General features: G+C 73.8%; 15 protein-coding genes. 10 read left to right on the forward strand and 5 right to left on the reverse strand.

The features are described from left to right. Positions 1 to 155: 155 nt before the first annotated feature. The 3 genes from ACGFZF_RS10630 to ACGFZF_RS10640 form a co-directional block, all read right to left on the reverse strand. Positions 156 to 2,591: a polysaccharide lyase 8 family protein gene (locus ACGFZF_RS10630; protein ID WP_393553045.1), complete on the reverse strand. Its 2,436-nt coding sequence runs from the start codon at positions 2,589 to 2,591 to the stop codon at positions 156 to 158. Between the two features lie 525 nt (positions 2,592 to 3,116). Continuing rightward, positions 3,117 to 3,932, reverse strand: a complete 816-nt coding sequence (locus tag ACGFZF_RS10635; RefSeq protein WP_393553712.1) for a thioesterase family protein — start codon at positions 3,930 to 3,932, stop codon at positions 3,117 to 3,119. 130 nt (positions 3,933 to 4,062) lie between these two features. After that, the gene (locus ACGFZF_RS10640; protein WP_393553047.1) at positions 4,063 to 4,281 is read right to left on the reverse strand and encodes a hypothetical protein; all 219 of its coding nucleotides are present in this window, start codon (positions 4,279 to 4,281) and stop codon (positions 4,063 to 4,065) included. 145 nt (positions 4,282 to 4,426) lie between these two features. On the opposite strand from ACGFZF_RS10640, the gene ACGFZF_RS10645 reads away from it, so the two are divergent. From ACGFZF_RS10645 to ACGFZF_RS10660, 4 genes are read left to right on the forward strand one after another with little or no spacing between them, the layout of a single operon-like run. Beyond that, positions 4,427 to 5,644 carry a sensor histidine kinase gene (locus tag ACGFZF_RS10645; RefSeq protein WP_393553049.1) on the forward strand — a complete coding sequence of 406 codons (1,218 nt, stop codon included), beginning with the start codon at positions 4,427 to 4,429 and terminating at the stop codon, positions 5,642 to 5,644. Then, positions 5,641 to 6,312: a response regulator gene (locus ACGFZF_RS10650; protein WP_393553050.1), complete on the forward strand. Its 672-nt coding sequence runs from the start codon at positions 5,641 to 5,643 to the stop codon at positions 6,310 to 6,312. The genes ACGFZF_RS10645 and ACGFZF_RS10650 overlap by 4 nt, the downstream gene beginning before the upstream one ends. A 9-nt stretch (positions 6,313 to 6,321) precedes the next feature. Continuing rightward, on the forward strand, positions 6,322 to 7,500 hold the full coding sequence (locus ACGFZF_RS10655) for a cytochrome P450 (protein WP_393553052.1): 1,179 nt from the start codon (positions 6,322 to 6,324) through the stop codon (positions 7,498 to 7,500). Between the two features lie 4 nt (positions 7,501 to 7,504). After that, positions 7,505 to 7,921, forward strand: coding sequence for a PaaI family thioesterase (locus ACGFZF_RS10660; RefSeq protein WP_356607344.1), 417 nt, complete (start codon positions 7,505 to 7,507; stop codon positions 7,919 to 7,921). Positions 7,922 to 8,015: 94 nt separating this feature from the next. Here the strand turns inward: ACGFZF_RS10660 and ACGFZF_RS10665 are convergent, their stop codons facing one another. Further along, complete coding sequence (locus ACGFZF_RS10665; RefSeq protein ID WP_393553055.1) at positions 8,016 to 9,026, reverse strand: Gfo/Idh/MocA family oxidoreductase; 1,011 nt, start codon at positions 9,024 to 9,026, stop codon at positions 8,016 to 8,018. Positions 9,027 to 9,166: 140 nt separating this feature from the next. Between ACGFZF_RS10665 and ACGFZF_RS10670 the strand changes: the two genes are divergently transcribed. The 6 genes from ACGFZF_RS10670 to ACGFZF_RS10695 all read left to right on the forward strand — a co-directional run bounded on the left by ACGFZF_RS10670 (position 9,167) and on the right by ACGFZF_RS10695 (position 14,724). After that, entirely contained in the window at positions 9,167 to 9,886 is a 720-nt protein-coding gene (locus tag ACGFZF_RS10670) for a GntR family transcriptional regulator (protein ID WP_393553714.1), read from the forward strand. Between the two features lie 92 nt (positions 9,887 to 9,978). Beyond that, complete coding sequence (locus ACGFZF_RS10675) at positions 9,979 to 10,998, forward strand: sugar ABC transporter substrate-binding protein (protein ID WP_393553057.1); 1,020 nt, start codon at positions 9,979 to 9,981, stop codon at positions 10,996 to 10,998. Next, on the forward strand, positions 10,995 to 12,044 hold the full coding sequence (locus ACGFZF_RS10680) for an ABC transporter permease (protein ID WP_393553059.1): 1,050 nt from the start codon (positions 10,995 to 10,997) through the stop codon (positions 12,042 to 12,044). The genes ACGFZF_RS10675 and ACGFZF_RS10680 overlap by 4 nt, the downstream gene beginning before the upstream one ends. An 11-nt stretch (positions 12,045 to 12,055) precedes the next feature. Next, positions 12,056 to 12,841 carry an ATP-binding cassette domain-containing protein gene (locus ACGFZF_RS10685; RefSeq protein WP_393553716.1) on the forward strand — a complete coding sequence of 262 codons (786 nt, stop codon included), beginning with the start codon at positions 12,056 to 12,058 and terminating at the stop codon, positions 12,839 to 12,841. 132 nt (positions 12,842 to 12,973) lie between these two features. Continuing rightward, positions 12,974 to 14,152 (forward strand): ROK family glucokinase, encoded by a 1,179-nt coding sequence (locus ACGFZF_RS10690; RefSeq protein ID WP_393553061.1) that lies wholly within the window; start codon positions 12,974 to 12,976, stop codon positions 14,150 to 14,152. Continuing rightward, entirely contained in the window at positions 14,149 to 14,724 is a 576-nt protein-coding gene (locus ACGFZF_RS10695; RefSeq protein ID WP_393553063.1) for a hypothetical protein, read from the forward strand. Before ACGFZF_RS10690 ends, ACGFZF_RS10695 begins: the two co-directional genes overlap by 4 nt. 124 nt (positions 14,725 to 14,848) lie before the next feature. Here the strand turns inward: ACGFZF_RS10695 and ACGFZF_RS10700 are convergent, their stop codons facing one another. Next, positions 14,849 to 15,607, reverse strand: a complete 759-nt coding sequence (locus ACGFZF_RS10700) for a hypothetical protein (protein WP_393553065.1) — start codon at positions 15,605 to 15,607, stop codon at positions 14,849 to 14,851. Positions 15,608 to 15,619: the final 12 nt, after the last annotated feature.

Consider the following 15,619-nt stretch of genomic DNA (forward strand, 5'->3'; position numbering starts at 1 on the left):
ACAGGTGGGCGCGCGCGGCCGGCTGACGAGGCGTCGGACCGGCCGCGCGGGTGGCGGCAGGGGGCGCACGGGGGCGCACTTCTTCAGGCGTCGGCGCACGAATGAGCGACCCTCACCCTTCCCTGCGCCCTGCGTCGGGGCATGCCCCGCGGCCGTCACGCCAGGGCGACCACCGCCCGGTGCGTGGCCGCCAGCGTTCCCGGGGTGACACGCAGGCGGAGCGCGGAACCCGTGCCGAGCACCTGGACCGACGGATCGGCCGACCTCACCGAGGACACCGGACGGTTCCAGGTGAGGTCGATGGCCGCGCCGTCACGCAGCGGACCGGAGACACAGACCGTGGCCGTGCCACCGGACTCCCGGATCAGCACCGAGGCGGGAGCGGAGGCCGTGACGTCGCCCACCGTGCCGGCCAGCCAGAGGTTGATCCCGGTGAAGCCCAGGGAGGGGACCCGGACCCCCTGCTGCTCGTCGGTGTTGGCGAGGACGGTGAGCCAGCCGGTGTCGGCGGCGCGGGCTTCCGTCCGGGCCTGCCCGGCGCCCGGCATCAGGACGTAGGCGTACGTGGCCCACGTCGGATCGGTGCCGTGGTCGAACCAGAGCGTGAGGTACCGCCGCGTCACCGGGTCCTGCACCGAGCCCTGGTTGATGTCCGACCAGCGTCCCGTCCGGGCCTCGCGCAGCGCCTTCAGGGGACCGGCGCCGCCGGGGAAGACGTAGCCGGCGTGCCCGGCGACATGGGCCCAGCGGGCGCCGGTGAGGGCGGCGGACCAGCCGAGCGCGGTCGACCGGGCCGTACCGTCGACGGTGAGGGCGTGGACGCCGTTCGCTCCGAGGTTGCGGTTCTCGACGACCGACTCGACGCCCGCGCCGTCCCGGCCGTGGATGCCCGCCCCGAGGCACACCACGGAGTCGTCCAGGAAGAACCAGGACTTCTTCGCCAGCAGGGTGGAGGACAGTCCCTTGAGGTGCTGGCCGACCGCCGCGTACGTCCCGTCGGTCGTCCCGCCGACCCAGCGCACGTCCGGCCGTGCCGCGCCCCAGGTGCCGCCCTCGCCGTCGGCGAGCGGCTTGCGGGACGCCGTGGTGCCAGGCAGTCGGTAGGGGTCGACCGTCGGCCAGAAGTCGTCGGTGTACTGCCCGTTGGCGTAGGTGTCGCCCCACCAGTACAGCATTCCGGAGCCGCTGTGCCAGGCGCGCAGGTTCTCGCCGTTGCCGTTCTCGTAGTACGTGATGCGGTGCGACGCCATGGACAGCCCGGCCGCCCAGCCCGGCCGCCGGTGCACGGCGCGGTCCATGCCGGGGAAGAGCCGGTGGCCGGTCGGTTCGGGGCTCGCCGTCGCGGTTCCGTCGCCGACGCTCTTGAGCCGGGTGAGCGCGGCGACGCCGAGCGCCGGGCTGTCCAGCGGCGGGCTGAAGTAGTCGCGGGTGATCCAGCCCTTGACCATGGCCTCCCAGCGGGACCGCTCGGCGGCGGAGGCGCTGCGCGCCAGCAGTGCGACACCGGCGATGATCCCGTGACCCCGCAGATGGTCGTCCTGCCGTACTCCGCTCGTGTCCGTCGCCCGCACGCCCCGGCTGACCGCCCGGCCCGACACGGCGTCCATGGCCAGGCCGTTGAAGAGGAACGGCGCGTACGCCTTCTCGACGGAGTCGAACACCACCTGCCGCCCGCCGTCCGTCACCTCCCACGCCGAACCCTTGAGCAGGGCGAACAGCAGGGACAGGCCGCCGAGCATGACGGCGCCGTAGGAGCCGGCGTAGGGGACGTGGGTGTGCTGGACGAAGCTGCCGTCGGCGTAGAGGCCGTCGCCGGACGTGACGTGGGGGAAGACGGGCGAGAGGGCGTCGCGGGCGAGGGCCAGCTTGGCGGCGGACCTGCCGAGGACACCGCGCAGGGCGAGCACGCGGCACAGGTCGACCCGGTTGGCGCCGGTGGAGGTACCGCTGTAGTGCGCGACGGCGGTGTCCGGCACGAAGCGGTCGACGGCGGCGCAGTGCCGCTCGATCCGGGTCGCGCCGAGGAAGTCGTACAGCAGGACGTCGATGTCGAGCAGCGCCTGCGGGATGCCGATCTGCCAGTCGTACCAGTTGCCGTAGCGGGTCCGGTTCGCGTGGTACGCCTGGTCATGCAGATGGTCGAGGCCGGCGAGGACGTCGTCCCGCACCCCGGTGTCGCCGGTGAGGCCGGTCCCGGGCTGCGCGTACGCCTCGGCGAGGGTGCGCAGCCGCTGGTAACTGGTGCCCAGGTTCCCGGAGTACGTGTACGACTCGGCGTCCGTGTCCGGTTCGGGGTCCGCGTACGGGAGGTCGGGCCAGAGGGAGCCGGCGGCGGGGGCCATCGAGGTGCGCAGATCGCGTGCCGTGTCGCCGAGTTGCGCGAGTTTCGACGCGAAGGGCTCGGCGGTCGGGGCGAACCCCGTGCCGAGGAGCAGCTCGCGCCAGGTGAGGCGCAGCGCGTCGTAGGCGTCGGCGGCGTACGCGGGCGCCGCGGCGCCGGGGAGTGCGAGCGGCGCGAGGGCCGCGACGCCGAGGGCCGCCCGCAGCAGGGCGCGTCGGGACAGCAGCGAGGCGGGAACGGAGGGGTGCATGGGGGGAGGGACCTCCGGGAGGGGGCGGCGGGGAGGGGCCGGCAGGCGGTCCGGGTACGGCGGGTCCGCGTGCGGTGGGTCCGGGCACGGCGGGAGGACTCAGGCTTCGGGCCGGTGCCGAGGGGTGGTCACGTCGGGATCGCCGCGGTCGGGACGGGCGGGACCGGTCCGGCCGGTGGCCCGATCCCGGTGGTGCCGGGGAGCGCGCGTGGCGGAGCGGACCTCCTGAGGACCGGGCGCCCGGGAGGCCGCGCCGGGGCCGGCATGCCGGGGGAGAGAAGCGATTGCTCCCCCTGTGACGTCGGACGTCGTGTCCGTCCCGGGGGAGCGCCCGGCGAGGCGCGCCCGCGGCCGACGCCCGTGCGGGCGAGGGGTGCGGGGTGGTGCGAGAGGTGGGGGCACAGGCCAAGGGTGCCCGTGTCGGGGCGGTCAGGCCGGGTTGCGGCCACCGCGGCGGCGGTTCGTGTCGCGCGCCGCGCGGACCGCTCCGGGGGGCCGCCGACGGCCGCGCGGCGGCCCCGCCGGTCAGGTGCCGGGCTGAGGCCGGACGGTGAGGATCTGTTCGGCGTGGCCCACCGGGCCGCTGACGTCGTGCAGGACGCTGCTGGTCAGCCCCTGGCCGGACGGGCCGAAGGCGACCGTGGTGTCGAGCCCGGTCCACGGGCCCCGGGGCTGACGGTGCAGATGGATCGTCAGGTCCAGGTTCGGGAACATCCACGCGGTGGGGTCCTGCTGGACGGCGATGCCGTTGGCCGTGTCCACCAGCGCGACGTACGAGGCGAGCGGGCTCGCGGTCTCGCCGGCGACCAGGTCGACGAGCGACGAGATCCAGGCGGCCGTACGGCCCCGGCGCGTCGGGGGTGTGCGCCGGACGTCGATGGAGGAGACGTAGCCGCCGTCCCACGCGCTGTTCATCGCCCACGACGGCAGGGACTCCGGGTCGGGCAGGGGCTCGTGCGGGCTGTCGGCCACGGCCGAGGTGTCCTGGGAGGCCAGGAGCCAGGCCCGGGCGCGGACCACCGGGCGGTCGTCGATGCGTACGACGGCCTCGAGGAGCTCGATGGTCCGGCCCGGCCGCACGGTCTCCACCGTGATCTCGCATTCGGCCAGGGCGATCCGGCCCAGGATGTCGTAGCTGATCCGGGCCAGGACCAGCCCCTGGTCGGGCCGGCCGGCGAGGTGACGGTCGATCGCGTGGACGACGAGTCCCGCGAGCGGGCTGAAGTGCTGTTCCCCGGCGCTCCAGGCGCCCCCCGCGTGGGACGTCGGCTTGTAGCGGTGCTCGTCCGTGCGCACGTAGTAGCTCTCGCGGACGCCGGTGTCTGTGGTCACGGGGTGGATCTCCTCGGGTGGAACGGGTGCCGCGGCACGGGACGCGCCCCGCGGGACCCGTGCCCGTGATCACGATCGTAGAAGGCCCCCATGGGCGGTCGCCGTGATCCGCGGCACACCCGCCCGGGGGACCGTCGCCTCACGCCTTCACCCGGTCCGAGACGATCATGACCACCACTCCCAGCACCGCGATCACCAGGTTCGCGTACAGCTCGCGGCCCTCCAGGAACCGGACGCCCTCCGTCAGGAACCGGGTGAAGCCCAGCAGCCGGAACCAGCCGTCCGTCAGCTCGCGGACCACCCCGCACACGCCGACCACCATGGTCAGGAAGCCGAAGCACTCCAGGAATCTCTTCATGACCCGAGCATGATCCCCGCGCCGGGGCGCCCGCGTCGGCCGACCGGACCCGCCGCCGCGACCAAAGTCTCCTGCCCGGCGACTTTGGTCGCGACTCCCGCCACCTGACCGTTCCCGCGCCTCCCACCTGCGTACTTTGGTCGGTATGACACGTACGGACCGCCGCGCCCGGCTGCTTCCCTCGGCGATGGCCGACACTCCGGCCGACAGCCCGCCGGGGCGCCGGCCGCGCCGCACCGTACGTGACTGGGGCGTCGACACCCTGCTCTTCCTCCTGGCGGCGTTCTTCGGCCTGATCGCCGGCGAGACCACCGAACAGCTCAACAGCGAGGTCGTCGCCTTCGCGGACCAGCTCGTCGGCGCCGCCGCCTGCTGCGCCCTCTGGCTGCGGCGCCGATGGCCGGTCGGCGTCGCGGTCGTCGTCACCGTGGTCAGCACGTTCGCGCCGGTCGCCGGGGGTGCCGCCCTCGCCGCGCTCTTCGGCGTGGCCGTCCACCGCCCCTTCCGGCCGACCGCGGCCCTCGGCGCCCTGGCCGTGGTCTCCTCCACCGCCCAGGTCTTCCTGCGCCCGGACCCTTCCCTCCACCCCCTGGCCGCCGTCGTGATCGGCGTCGTGGTCACCCTGCTGGTCGTCGCCTGGGGCATGCTCGTACGCTCCCGCCGCCAGCTCGTCGAGGCGCTGCGCGAACGCGCCCGGCGGGCCGAGGCCGAGGCCGAACTGCGCGCCGCACAGGCGCAGCGGCTGGCCCGCGAGGCGATCGCCCGCGAGATGCACGACGTCCTCGCCCACCGGCTCACGCTGCTCAGCGTGCACGCCGGAGCCCTGGAGTTCCGGCCCGACGCCCCGCCCGCCCAGGTCGCCCGCGCCGCCGGTGTCATCCGGGACAGCGCGCACGAGGCGCTCCAGGACCTGCGCGAGATCATCGGCGTCCTGCGCGCGCCCGGCGACGAGGCGGGCGGCGAGCGGCCCCAGCCCACCCTCGCCACCCTCGACTCCCTGGTCGCCGAGTCGCGCGAGGCCGGGATGAAGGTCGTCCTCGACACCACCCTCGACGACCCGGTCGGCGTCCCCGCCGCCACCGGCCGCACCGTCTACCGCATCGCCCAGGAGGGCCTGACCAACGCCCGCAAGCACGCCCCCGGCACCGAGGTCACCCTCACCGTGCGCGGCCGCCCCGGCGACGGGCTGACCGTCGAGGTCCGCAACCCGGCCCCCACCGGACCCGTCCCGCACGTCCCCGGCTCGGGCCAGGGCCTCATCGGCCTCACCGAACGCGCCACCCTCGCCGGCGGCCGGATGGACCACGGCCCCACCCCCGGCGGCGGATTCGCCCTGCGCGCCTGGCTACCGTGGCCCTCATGACCATCCGGCTGCTCATCGTCGACGACGATCCCCTGGTCCGCGCGGGACTCACCCTCATGCTCGGCGGCGCCGAGGACATCGAGATCGTCGGCGAGGGGGCCGACGGCCAGGAGGTCCCCGAACTCGTCGCCCGGCTCGGCCCCGACGTGGTCCTGATGGACATCCGGATGCCGCGGGTCGACGGCCTCACCGCCACCGAACGGCTCCGCGCCCTCCCCGGCGCGCCGGAGATCATCGTCCTCACCACCTTCCACGCCGACGAGCAGGTGCTGCGCGCCCTGCGCGCGGGCGCGGCCGGCTTCGTCCTCAAGGACACGCCGCCCGCGGAGATCGTCGCCTCCGTCCGCCGCGTGGCCGCCGGCGAACCCGTCCTCTCCCCGGCCGTCACCCGCCAGTTGATGACCCATGTCGCCGGTCACCAGGAGCGGCCCCGGCGGGCCGGCGCCGCCGCCCGGCTCGCCGCCCTCGCCGAGCGGGAGCGGGAGGTGGCCGTCGCCGTCGGACGCGGCCGCTCCAACGCCGAGATCGCGGCCACCCTGTACATGGGCGTCCCGACGGTCAAGACGCACGTCTCGCGCATTCTGGCCAAACTCGGCCTCAACAACCGTGTCCAGATCGCCCTCCTGGTCCACGACGCGGGCCTGCTGGAGGACGAGGGCAGTCCGTAGGGTGCGGACATGACCGTCATCGATCTGGGCGAGCTGGGGCCGGACTTCACCGCGAACCCCTATCCGTTCTACGCCGAGCTCCGGGAGGCCGGACCCGTCCACGCGGTGCGCACCGCGTACGGGATGGACGCCTGGCTGGTGGTCGGGCACGAGGAGGCCCGTGCCGCCCTGACCGACCCGCGACTGTCCAAGTCGGCGTCCGTCGTCGACCTCGTCCCCCTGGAGGAGGAGGCCGTCGGCCTCCATCTGCTCGCCGTGGATCCGCCCGACCACACCCGGCTGCGCAAGCTCGCGGCGGGGGCGTTCACCGGCCGCCGGGTGGAGAACCTGCGGCCGCGCGTCCAGCGGCTCGCCGACGAGCTGGTCGACGCGATGCTGCCGGCCGGCCGGGCCGACCTGGTCGACTCCTTCGCCTTCCAGCTGCCCATCATCGTCATCTGCGAACTCCTCGGCGTGCCCGCCGAGGACCGCGACACCTTCCGCCGCTGGTCGAACGAGCTGGTGACGCCGAGCGGGGAGATCTCGGAACAGGAGGCCGTCGAGGGCTTCGCCGCCTACCTCGACGAACTCATCGAGGACCGGCGGGCCTCGCGCCCCACCGACGACCTGCTCTCCGCGCTGCTCGCGCACAGCGCCGAGGACGGCGACCGGCTGTCACGGAGCGAACTGCGCGCCTTCGTCTACCTGCTGCTCATCGCGGGTCACGAGACCACGGTCAATCTGATCACCAACACCGTGCGGGCGCTGCTCACGCATCCCGACCAACTCGCGGCCCTGCGCGCCGACTTCGGTCTTATCGACGGAGCGGTGGAGGAGGGGCTGCGGTACGAGGGGCCGGTGGAGAACGCGACCCTGCGCTTCAGCCGGGAGCCGGTCGCCTTCGGTGACGTCGTCGTCCCGGCGCGCAGTACCGTGCTCGTCTGCCTCGCGTCGGGCGACCGCGACCCGGACCGCTTCCCCGACCCCGACCGCTTCGACATCCGCCGCGATCCGCGGGGCCATCTCGCGTTCGGGCACGGCATCCACTTCTGCCTGGGCGCCCCGCTCGCCCGCCTGGAGGCCAGGATCGCGATCCGGACGCTCCTGGAACGCCTCCCGGGGCTGGAACTCGACCCCGGGGCGGGCCCGTTGGAGTGGCTTCCCGGCGGACTCATGCACGGGGTGCGGCATCTGCCCGTGCGATGGTGAGGGCATGACCGAACTCGACACCGCCCTCGCCCGCAAGGTCCTGGAGGCCCAGCCGTTCAGCCGGCTCCTCGGGGCCCGGATCACCGCCTTCGGCGAGGGCGGGGCCACCCTGGAGCTCGACCTGCGCGAGGACCTGCTCCAGCAGAACGGCTTCGTGCACGGCGGGGTGCTCTCGTACGCCGCCGACAACGCGCTGACCTTCGCCGCCGGGACGGCGCTGGGGGCGGCGGTGCTGACCGCCGGCTTCTCCATCCAGTACGTCCGCCCCGCCCTCGGCGTCACGCTGGTCGCCCGCGCGGCGGTGGTCCACGCGGGACGGCGGCAGGCGGTCGTGCGGTGCGACCTGCTGACCGTGGACGCGGCGGGGGAGGAGACCCTCTGCGCGGTGGCCCAGGGGACGGTGCTCGCGGCCGGCGGCTGAGCCCGGGGCCGGTCCCGTGCCCGTCCCGGCCGGCGTCGGGCCGCACCGCCGCGAGCGGCCGGTGCGCCGCCCATCCGCCGCCTCGCGCCCGGCCTCAGTCACCGGCCGAGGGGATCTCGGCCAGGGCCACCGGGCGGCGCTCGCGGCGCGAGCGCTCGCACGCCTCCGCGACGCGCAGCGCCTCCAGCGCCTCGCGGCCGTCGCACGGATTCGCCCCCTCGCCCCGTACCAGCCGTACGAAGGCGCCGAGTTCGGCCTCGTACGCGGGGGCGAAGCGCTCCAGGAACCCGGTCCACGGCTTGCCGGGGGAGGGCGGGCCCAGCGGTTCGACCGAGGTGAGCGGGGTGCGGTCGTCCCAGCCGACGGCGATCTGGTCCCGCTCCCCGGCCAGTTCCATCCGTACGTCGTAGCCCGCGCCGTTGCAGCGGGTCGCCGTCGCCGTCGCGAGCGTGCCGTCGTCGAGGGTGAGCAGGGCCGCGGCCGTGTCGACGTCGCCGACCTCGCGGAACATCGCGGGTCCGGCGTCCGAGCCGTTCGCGTACACCTCGACGACCTCGCGCCCGGTGACCCAGCGCAGTATGTCGAAGTCGTGCACCAGACAGTCCCGGAACAGGCCGCCGGAGAGCGGCAGATACCCGGCCGGCGGCGGCGCCGGGTCCGAGGAGGCGGTGCGGACGGTGTGCAGCCGGCCGAGCCCGCCCGCGGCCACGGCCTCGCGCGCGGCCCGGTAGCCGGCGTCGAAGCGGCGCATGAACCCCAGTTGCAGTTCGGTGCCGGCGGACTCGACGGCCCGCAGCGCGGCCAGGGTGCCGGGCACGTCGAGCGCGATCGGCTTCTCGCAGAAGGCGGGGAGCCCGGCCCCGGCGGCGCGGCCGATGAGTTCGGCGTGGGCGGCGGTGGCGGAGGCGATGACCACGGCGTCGAGGGCGTGGCCGAGGAGGGCGTCGACGGTGGGGGCGGCCTCGGCACCGAGCGCCCCGGCGACCCGGGCGGCCCGGGTGGCGTCGGCGTCCGCCAGGACCAGCGACTCGACCTCCGGGTGGCGGGCGAGCACACCCGCGTGGAAGGCCCCGATACGTCCCGTTCCGATCAGTCCGATGCGCATGGCCCCAAGGTGGTGCCGAGGGGGCATCCTGTCAAGGATTTGTCAGGACAACCGGACTGCACCACTTCCTGTCGTGCGCCCCTGCGGCTACGCTCCCCTCCGTGTCCAAGCCGCCGTCCGCCGTTCTGCCGCCGCTCTCCGTGGACCGCACCAGCCCGGTCCCCCTCTACTTCCAGCTCGCCCGGCAGCTGGAAGCGGCGATCGGGAACGGGGCGCTCACGCCCGGGAGCCTCCTCGGCAACGAGATCGGCCTCGCCACCCGCCTCGGCCTGTCCCGGCCCACCGTCCGCCAGGCCATCCAGTCGCTCGTCGACAAGGGGCTCCTGGTGCGCCGCCGGGGCGTCGGCACCCAGGTCGTGCACCGCCACGTGCGGCGCCCGCTGGAGCTGAGCAGTCTCTACGACGACCTGGAGGCGGCGGGCGGCCTGCCCGCCACCGTCGTCCTGGCCAACCGCCTCGAACCGGCCGACGCCCGGGTCGCCGCCGCCCTCGGCGTGCCGGAGGGCAGCGACGTCCACTGCCTGGAGCGGCTGCGGACCACGCACGGCGAACCGGTGGCCCGGCTGCGCAACCACCTGCCCGCCGGCCTGCTCGACCTGGACACCGCACGCCTGGAGGACACCGGTCTCTACCGCCTCCTGCGGGGCGCCGGGGTCACCCTGCACAGCGCCGGCCAGACGGTCGGCGCCCGCGCGGCCTCGGCTGCCGAGGCCGACCTGCTCGCCGAACGGGAGGGGGCCCCGCTCCTGACGATGGAACGCACCACCTTCGACGACACCGGACGCGCCGTCGAGTTCGGCTCGCACCTGTACCGGGCGTCGCGGTACTCCTTCGACTTCCAGCTGCTGGTGCGCCCCTGACCTGAGGATTCCCTGACCCGCTGACGATCCGCGCGACCCCCATGACCGATACTGCAATGCACGCAGAAGGACACAAAGGAGGGCACGGCCTCGTGACCAGGGTTCGGACAGGAGGGGTACGCGCGGCGGTCGGCGCCGTGCTCGCGATGGCGCTCACCGCCACGCTGGCGGGGTGCAGCAGCACCGGCGGAAAGCGGGCGGAGGACGCCCGCAAGGCGGCCGCCGCTCAAGGCAGGGCCGCCGTGAACACCCCGCGGTGGACCTTCGCCATGGTGACCCACTCGGGAGACGGCGACACCTTCTGGGACATCGTCCAGAACGGCGCCAAGCAGGCGGCCGTCAAGGACAACATCAACTTCCTCTACGCCCACAGCGACGAGGCCCAGCAGCAGGCGCAGCTCGTCGACTCCTACATCGCCAAGGGCGTCGACGGACTGATCGTCACCCTCGCCAAGCCCGACGCGATGAAGACCGCCGTCGAGAAGGCCGTGAAGGCCGGCATCCCGGTGATCACCGTCAACTCCGGCGCCGACCGCTCGAAGGCGTACGGGGCGCTCACCCACATCGGCCAGGACGAGACCGTGGCGGGCGAGGCCGTCGGCGAGGAGCTCGACAAGCGGGGCCGCAAGAAGGCCCTGTGCGTGCTCCACGAGCAGGGCAACGTCGGCCACGAGCAGCGCTGCGCCGGGGCGAAGAAGACCTTCGGCGGCGAGCTGCAGAACCTGTACGTCGACGGCACCAACATGCCCGACGTCCAGGCGTCCATCCTCGCCAAGCTCCAGGCCGACCCGTCCGTCGACGCCGTCGTCACCCTCGGCGCGCCCTTCGCGGACGCGGCCGTCCAGGCGAAGAAGACCGCCGGCAGCAAGGCCGAGGTCGACACCTTCGACCTCAACGCCAAGGTCGCCGGGGCGCTCAGCGCCGGCACCCTCGGTTTCGCCGTCGACCAGCAGCCCTACCTCCAGGGCTACGAGGCCGTCGACCTGCTGTGGCTGTACAAGTACAACGCCGACGTCCTCGGCGGCGGGCAGCCGGTCCTCACCGGACCGCAGATCATCACCAAGGACCAGGCCGCCGTGCTCCAGGAGTACACCGAGCGGGGCACCCGATGAGCGCCGCCGCCCCACCGGAGATCGACCACGTCGACGAGCGGCTGCTGCGCACCTCCCGGTGGGCGAAGCTGCTGGCCCGCCCCGAGCTGGGCTCGGTCGTCGGCGCGATCGCCGTCTTCCTCTTCTTCTCGGTCGTCGCCGACGGCTTCCTGCGCGCCTCCAGCCTCGGCACCGTCTTCTACGCGGCCTCCACCATCGGCATCATGGCCGTGCCGGTCGCCCTGCTGATGATCGGCGGCGAGTTCGACCTGTCGGCCGGCGTCCTGGTGACGACCTCGGCGCTCGTCTCGGCGATGTTCAGCTACCAGATGACCGCGAACGTCTGGGTCGGCGTCGGTGTCTCCCTGCTGGTCACCCTGGCCGTGGGTGCCTTCAACGGCTTCATGCTGACGCGCACGAGGCTGCCCAGCTTCATCATCACGCTCGGCACCTTCCTGATGCTGACCGGCCTCAACCTCGGCTTCACCAAGCTGATCAGCGGGACGGTCTCCACCAAGTCGATCGCCGACATGGAGGGCTTCCCCTCCGCCCGGAAGCTGTTCGCGTCCCAGTGGACCGTCGGCGGCGTCGAGCTCAAGGTCACCATCCTGTGGTGGCTCGCCCTGGTGGCCCTGGCCACCTGGATCCTGCTGCGCACCCGCTTCGGCAACTGGATCTTCGCGGTCGGCGGCGGCGCCGACGCGGCGAGGGCCGTCGGCGTCCCCGTCTTCCGCACGAAGATCGGCCTCTATCTGGGCGTGGCCTTCTGCGCCTGGGTCTCCGGCCAGCACCTGCTCTTCTCGTTCGACGTCGTCCAGTCCGGCGAGGGCGTCGGCAACGAGCTGATCTACATCATCGCGGCCGTGATCGGCGGCTGCCTGATCACCGGCGGCTACGGCTCCGCCATCGGCTCCGCGGTCGGCGCCTTCATCTTCGGCATGACCAGCAAGGGCATCGTCTACGCCGAGTGGAACCCGGACTGGTTCAAGTTCTTCCTGGGAGCGATGCTGCTCCTGGCGACGCTGCTGAACGCCTGGATCCGCAGGCGCGTGGAGGCCGTGAAATGACCACCGAGCCGATGACGACGCCGTCGACCCCGCTGGTGGAGCTGGACGCCGTCAGCAAGTACTACGGCAACATCCGGGCCCTGGAAGGCGTCTCGCTGGAGGTCCACGCCGGCGAGATCACCTGTGTGCTCGGCGACAACGGCGCCGGCAAGTCGACCCTCATCAAGATCGTCGCCGGGCTGCACCGGCACGACGCCGGCACCTTCCGCATCGAGGGCGAGGAGGTCGCGCTCGCCAACCCGCGCGAGGCCCTCGACCGCGGCATCGCCACCGTCTACCAGGACCTGGCGGTCGTCCCGCTGATGCCCGTCTGGCGGAACTTCTTCCTCGGCTCCGAGCCGACCAAGGGCGTGGGCCCGTTCAAGCGGCTCGACGTCGACCTGATGCGCGAGACCACCCGTGCCGAGCTGCTGCGCATGGGGATCGACCTGCGTGACGTCGACCAGCCGATCGGCACCCTCTCGGGCGGAGAGCGCCAGTGCGTGGCCATCGCCCGCGCCGTCCACTTCGGCGCCAAGGTCCTCGTGCTCGACGAGCCGACCGCCGCGCTCGGCGTGAAGCAGTCCGGGGTGGTGCTGAAGTACGTGGCTGCCGCACGTGACCAGGGTCTCGGAGTGGTGCTGATCACCCACAACCCGCACCACGCCTACCTCGTCGGCGATCGTTTCGTCCTGCTCAAGCGGGGCGTCATGGCCGGCAGCCACACCAAGAGCTCGGTGACCCTCGACGAGCTGACCCGCCAGATGGCGGGCGGCAGCGAGCTGGACGACCTCCGCCACGAGCTGGAGCGCCACTGAGGTCCGTGGACGCCCCCCTGGGGGCGTGGCCGGGTCCGGGGCGGGGACGCCCGGGGCCCGGCGCGGGCGCGGGAGGGACGGCGCGGACGTCGTGACCCGCCCCCCGCCGGCGCACCTGGCAGAATCGAGGCGATGAGTACCTACCGCGACCTCACTCACCGCGGCTCCGCCCGGGCCACCGTGCTGCGGACCGTCGGCACGAGAGAGCGCCGCTCCCACCTCACCGCTCCCCGGGTGCCCACCGTCGGCATCGACATCGGCGGCACGAAGGTCATGGCCGGGGTCGTCGACGCGGACGGCACCATCCTGGAGAAGGTCCGCACCGAGACCCCCGACAAGTCCAAGAGCCCCAAGGTCGTCGAGGACACCATCGTCGAACTGGTGCTGGACCTGTCCGACCGCCACGACGTGCACGCCGTCGGCATCGGCGCGGCCGGCTGGGTCGACGCCGAGCGGGCCACCGTGCTCTTCGCCCCGCACCTGGCCTGGCGCAACGAGCCGCTGCGCGACTCGCTGCAGTCCCGCCTCGCCGTCCCCGTGATGGTCGACAACGACGCCAACACGGCCGCCTGGGCGGAGTGGCGCTTCGGCGCGGGCCGCGGCGAGGACCACCTGGTCATGATCACGCTCGGCACCGGGATCGGCGGCGCGATCCTGGAGGACGGCCAGGTCAAGCGGGGCAAGTACGGCGTGGCCGGCGAGTTCGGGCACATGCAGGTGGTGCCCGGCGGCCACCGCTGCCCCTGCGGCAACCGCGGCTGCTGGGAGCAGTACAGCTCCGGCAACGCCCTCGTCCGCGAGGCACGCGAGCTGGCCGCCGCCGACTCCCCGGTCGCCTACAACATCATCGACCGCGTCAAGGGCCAGGTCCCGGAGATCACCGGCCCGCTCATCACCGAGCTGGCCCGCGAGGGCGACGCCATGTGCGTCGAGCTGCTCCAGGACATCGGCCAGTGGCTCGGCGTCGGCATCGCCAACCTCGCCGCCGCCCTCGACCCCTCCTGCTTCGTCATCGGCGGCGGTGTGAGTGCCGCCGACGACCTGCTGATCGGCCCCGCCCGGGACGCCTTCCGGCGTCACCTCACCGGCCGCGGCTACCGCCCCGAGGCCCGGATCGCCAAGGCGCAGCTCGGCCCCGAGGCCGGTATGGTCGGCGCCGCCGACCTGGCCCGGCTCGTGGCCCGCCGCTTCCGCCGGGCGAACCGCCGCCGCCTCGAACGCTACGAACGGTACGAGCGCTACGCCCAGGCCCTGCGGGGCGGCGTCGAGGGCCGTACCTCCCGCACCACCCCCCAGGACCCGAATTCATGACCGTGCCCACCCAGTCCGTCTCGCCCGACCGACGGGACAAGCTCCCGGAGGGCCGGCGCCACATGATCAAGCGTCGCTTCCTGACGGCGCTGACCATCGTGCTGCTCGTCGGTATCCCGGCCGGCTACCTGGTGATCTCCGCCGGGCAGAGCCGCGACAGCGGCCGCGACAAGGAGCGCGAGTCCTCCGGCAGCGGCCTCCAGGACAACTGGCCCTCCCAGATGAAGCGCCGGATCTTCGAGGTCCCGATCCCCAGCCGGTCCACGGACGTCGCCTACTACGAGACCAGCAACTGGAAGACGAGCCGGCTCTACGTCCAGTTCACGACGAGCGCCGGCAAGCTCGACTCCTTCCTGGAGGACGTCGGCACCAGCCGCTCCCGGCTGGAGCCGGGCAAGGTCACCGTCAGCGAACGCGACGCCGACATCGTGGGCTGGGAGTTCCCGCCGGGCCGGGACTGGTCGGCCACCTCCATCGGCCGGGACAAGCCCCGGCCCGGCCACGACATCACCGTCGACCTCACCGACCCGGCCGCGCCCCGGGTGTACGTGGTCTCCACGACCACCCCCTGAGGGGCGTACGGAGCGTCGAAGCCCCGCCGGGATCCGGCGGGGCTTCCGCATGTGCGACGGCATGCGACGGCAGGCGCCCGGCGCCCGGCCGCCGCGACTCCGGCGCCCCACCGGGCCCCGCGGGTCACCCGTCGCCGTAGTCCTCGACGAGCTCGGCGATGGGCGCGAGCAGCGCCTCGGTCCGCAGGCGGTCCTCGCACCGGCCCCGCAGGGCCTCGTGGACCGCCCGGAGCCGGGCCAAGGCGGCCGGCTCCCGTTTCCGGAGCGCCCGGCGCCCCGGTGTGGTGACCAGGTCCATGCACTCCGTGAGCAGCCGCCGGGTGGCCGGGGACGGCGGTGCGGGGTCGGGGGCGGCGAACCCGGAGGTCAGGTAGCGGACCGGGTCGGTCAGGCTCCAGCCGACGACCGTGCCGGCCTGGACGAGGAGGGCCACGTCGGGGGCGATCCCGATCCGCGCGGTCAGCGGCTCGTCGAGCACGTCGAGGTCGCGCAGGCAGGTGACGACGGTGTCGCCGGGGCCGCGGCAGAGCTCCGAGGTCACCTCCAGCCGGAAGTCCCGGGCCTCGTCCGCGCGGAGACCGCCCGGCCGGACGGGGGGCCCGGCCGGGACGCGCGCGGCGTCCTCGGCCGCGGCGATCTCGTCGGCCAGCTGGAACTCGGCGCCGGCCAGTTCGCGGCGCTCCGGGTCGAACCGCAGCTCGTCGGGGGTGTCCCACAGCCACGGCCGACTGCCGAAGGTGTCCAGCAGGAACCGCTCGCGCTCCGCCACGTCCGCGTACGCCGCGACGCGCACGCGGAAGTCCCGGAAGTCGAAGCGCGGCAGGACGCGCAGCGGCTCGTCCGTGACGGTGGCCTGCCAGGTGTCGTCGAGGGTGAGTCTCACGGTGGGTGCCGC

Source organism: Streptomyces sp. NPDC048338, from assembly GCF_043201055.1.
GTDB lineage: Bacteria > Actinomycetota > Actinomycetes > Streptomycetales > Streptomycetaceae > Streptomyces.

What these genes read in the sequence shown, in the direction of transcription:
- ACGFZF_RS10630 (WP_393553045.1), bottom strand. Translation starts at nt 2,591, where the DNA reads ATGCACCCCTCCGTTCCCGCCTCGCTGCTGTCCCGACGCGCCCTGCTG.
- ACGFZF_RS10640 (WP_393553047.1), bottom strand. Translation starts at nt 4,281, where the DNA reads ATGAAGAGATTCCTGGAGTGCTTCGGCTTCCTGACCATGGTGGTCGGC.
- ACGFZF_RS10645 (WP_393553049.1), top strand. Translation starts at nt 4,427, where the DNA reads ATGACACGTACGGACCGCCGCGCCCGGCTGCTTCCCTCGGCGATGGCC.
- ACGFZF_RS10650 (WP_393553050.1), top strand. Translation starts at nt 5,641, where the DNA reads ATGACCATCCGGCTGCTCATCGTCGACGACGATCCCCTGGTCCGCGCG.
- ACGFZF_RS10655 (WP_393553052.1), top strand. Translation starts at nt 6,322, where the DNA reads ATGACCGTCATCGATCTGGGCGAGCTGGGGCCGGACTTCACCGCGAAC.
- ACGFZF_RS10660 (WP_356607344.1), top strand. Translation starts at nt 7,505, where the DNA reads ATGACCGAACTCGACACCGCCCTCGCCCGCAAGGTCCTGGAGGCCCAG.
- ACGFZF_RS10665 (WP_393553055.1), bottom strand. Translation starts at nt 9,026, where the DNA reads ATGCGCATCGGACTGATCGGAACGGGACGTATCGGGGCCTTCCACGCG.
- ACGFZF_RS10680 (WP_393553059.1), top strand. Translation starts at nt 10,995, where the DNA reads ATGAGCGCCGCCGCCCCACCGGAGATCGACCACGTCGACGAGCGGCTG.
- ACGFZF_RS10685 (WP_393553716.1), top strand. Translation starts at nt 12,056, where the DNA reads ATGACGACGCCGTCGACCCCGCTGGTGGAGCTGGACGCCGTCAGCAAG.
- ACGFZF_RS10690 (WP_393553061.1), top strand. Translation starts at nt 12,974, where the DNA reads ATGAGTACCTACCGCGACCTCACTCACCGCGGCTCCGCCCGGGCCACC.
- ACGFZF_RS10695 (WP_393553063.1), top strand. Translation starts at nt 14,149, where the DNA reads ATGACCGTGCCCACCCAGTCCGTCTCGCCCGACCGACGGGACAAGCTC.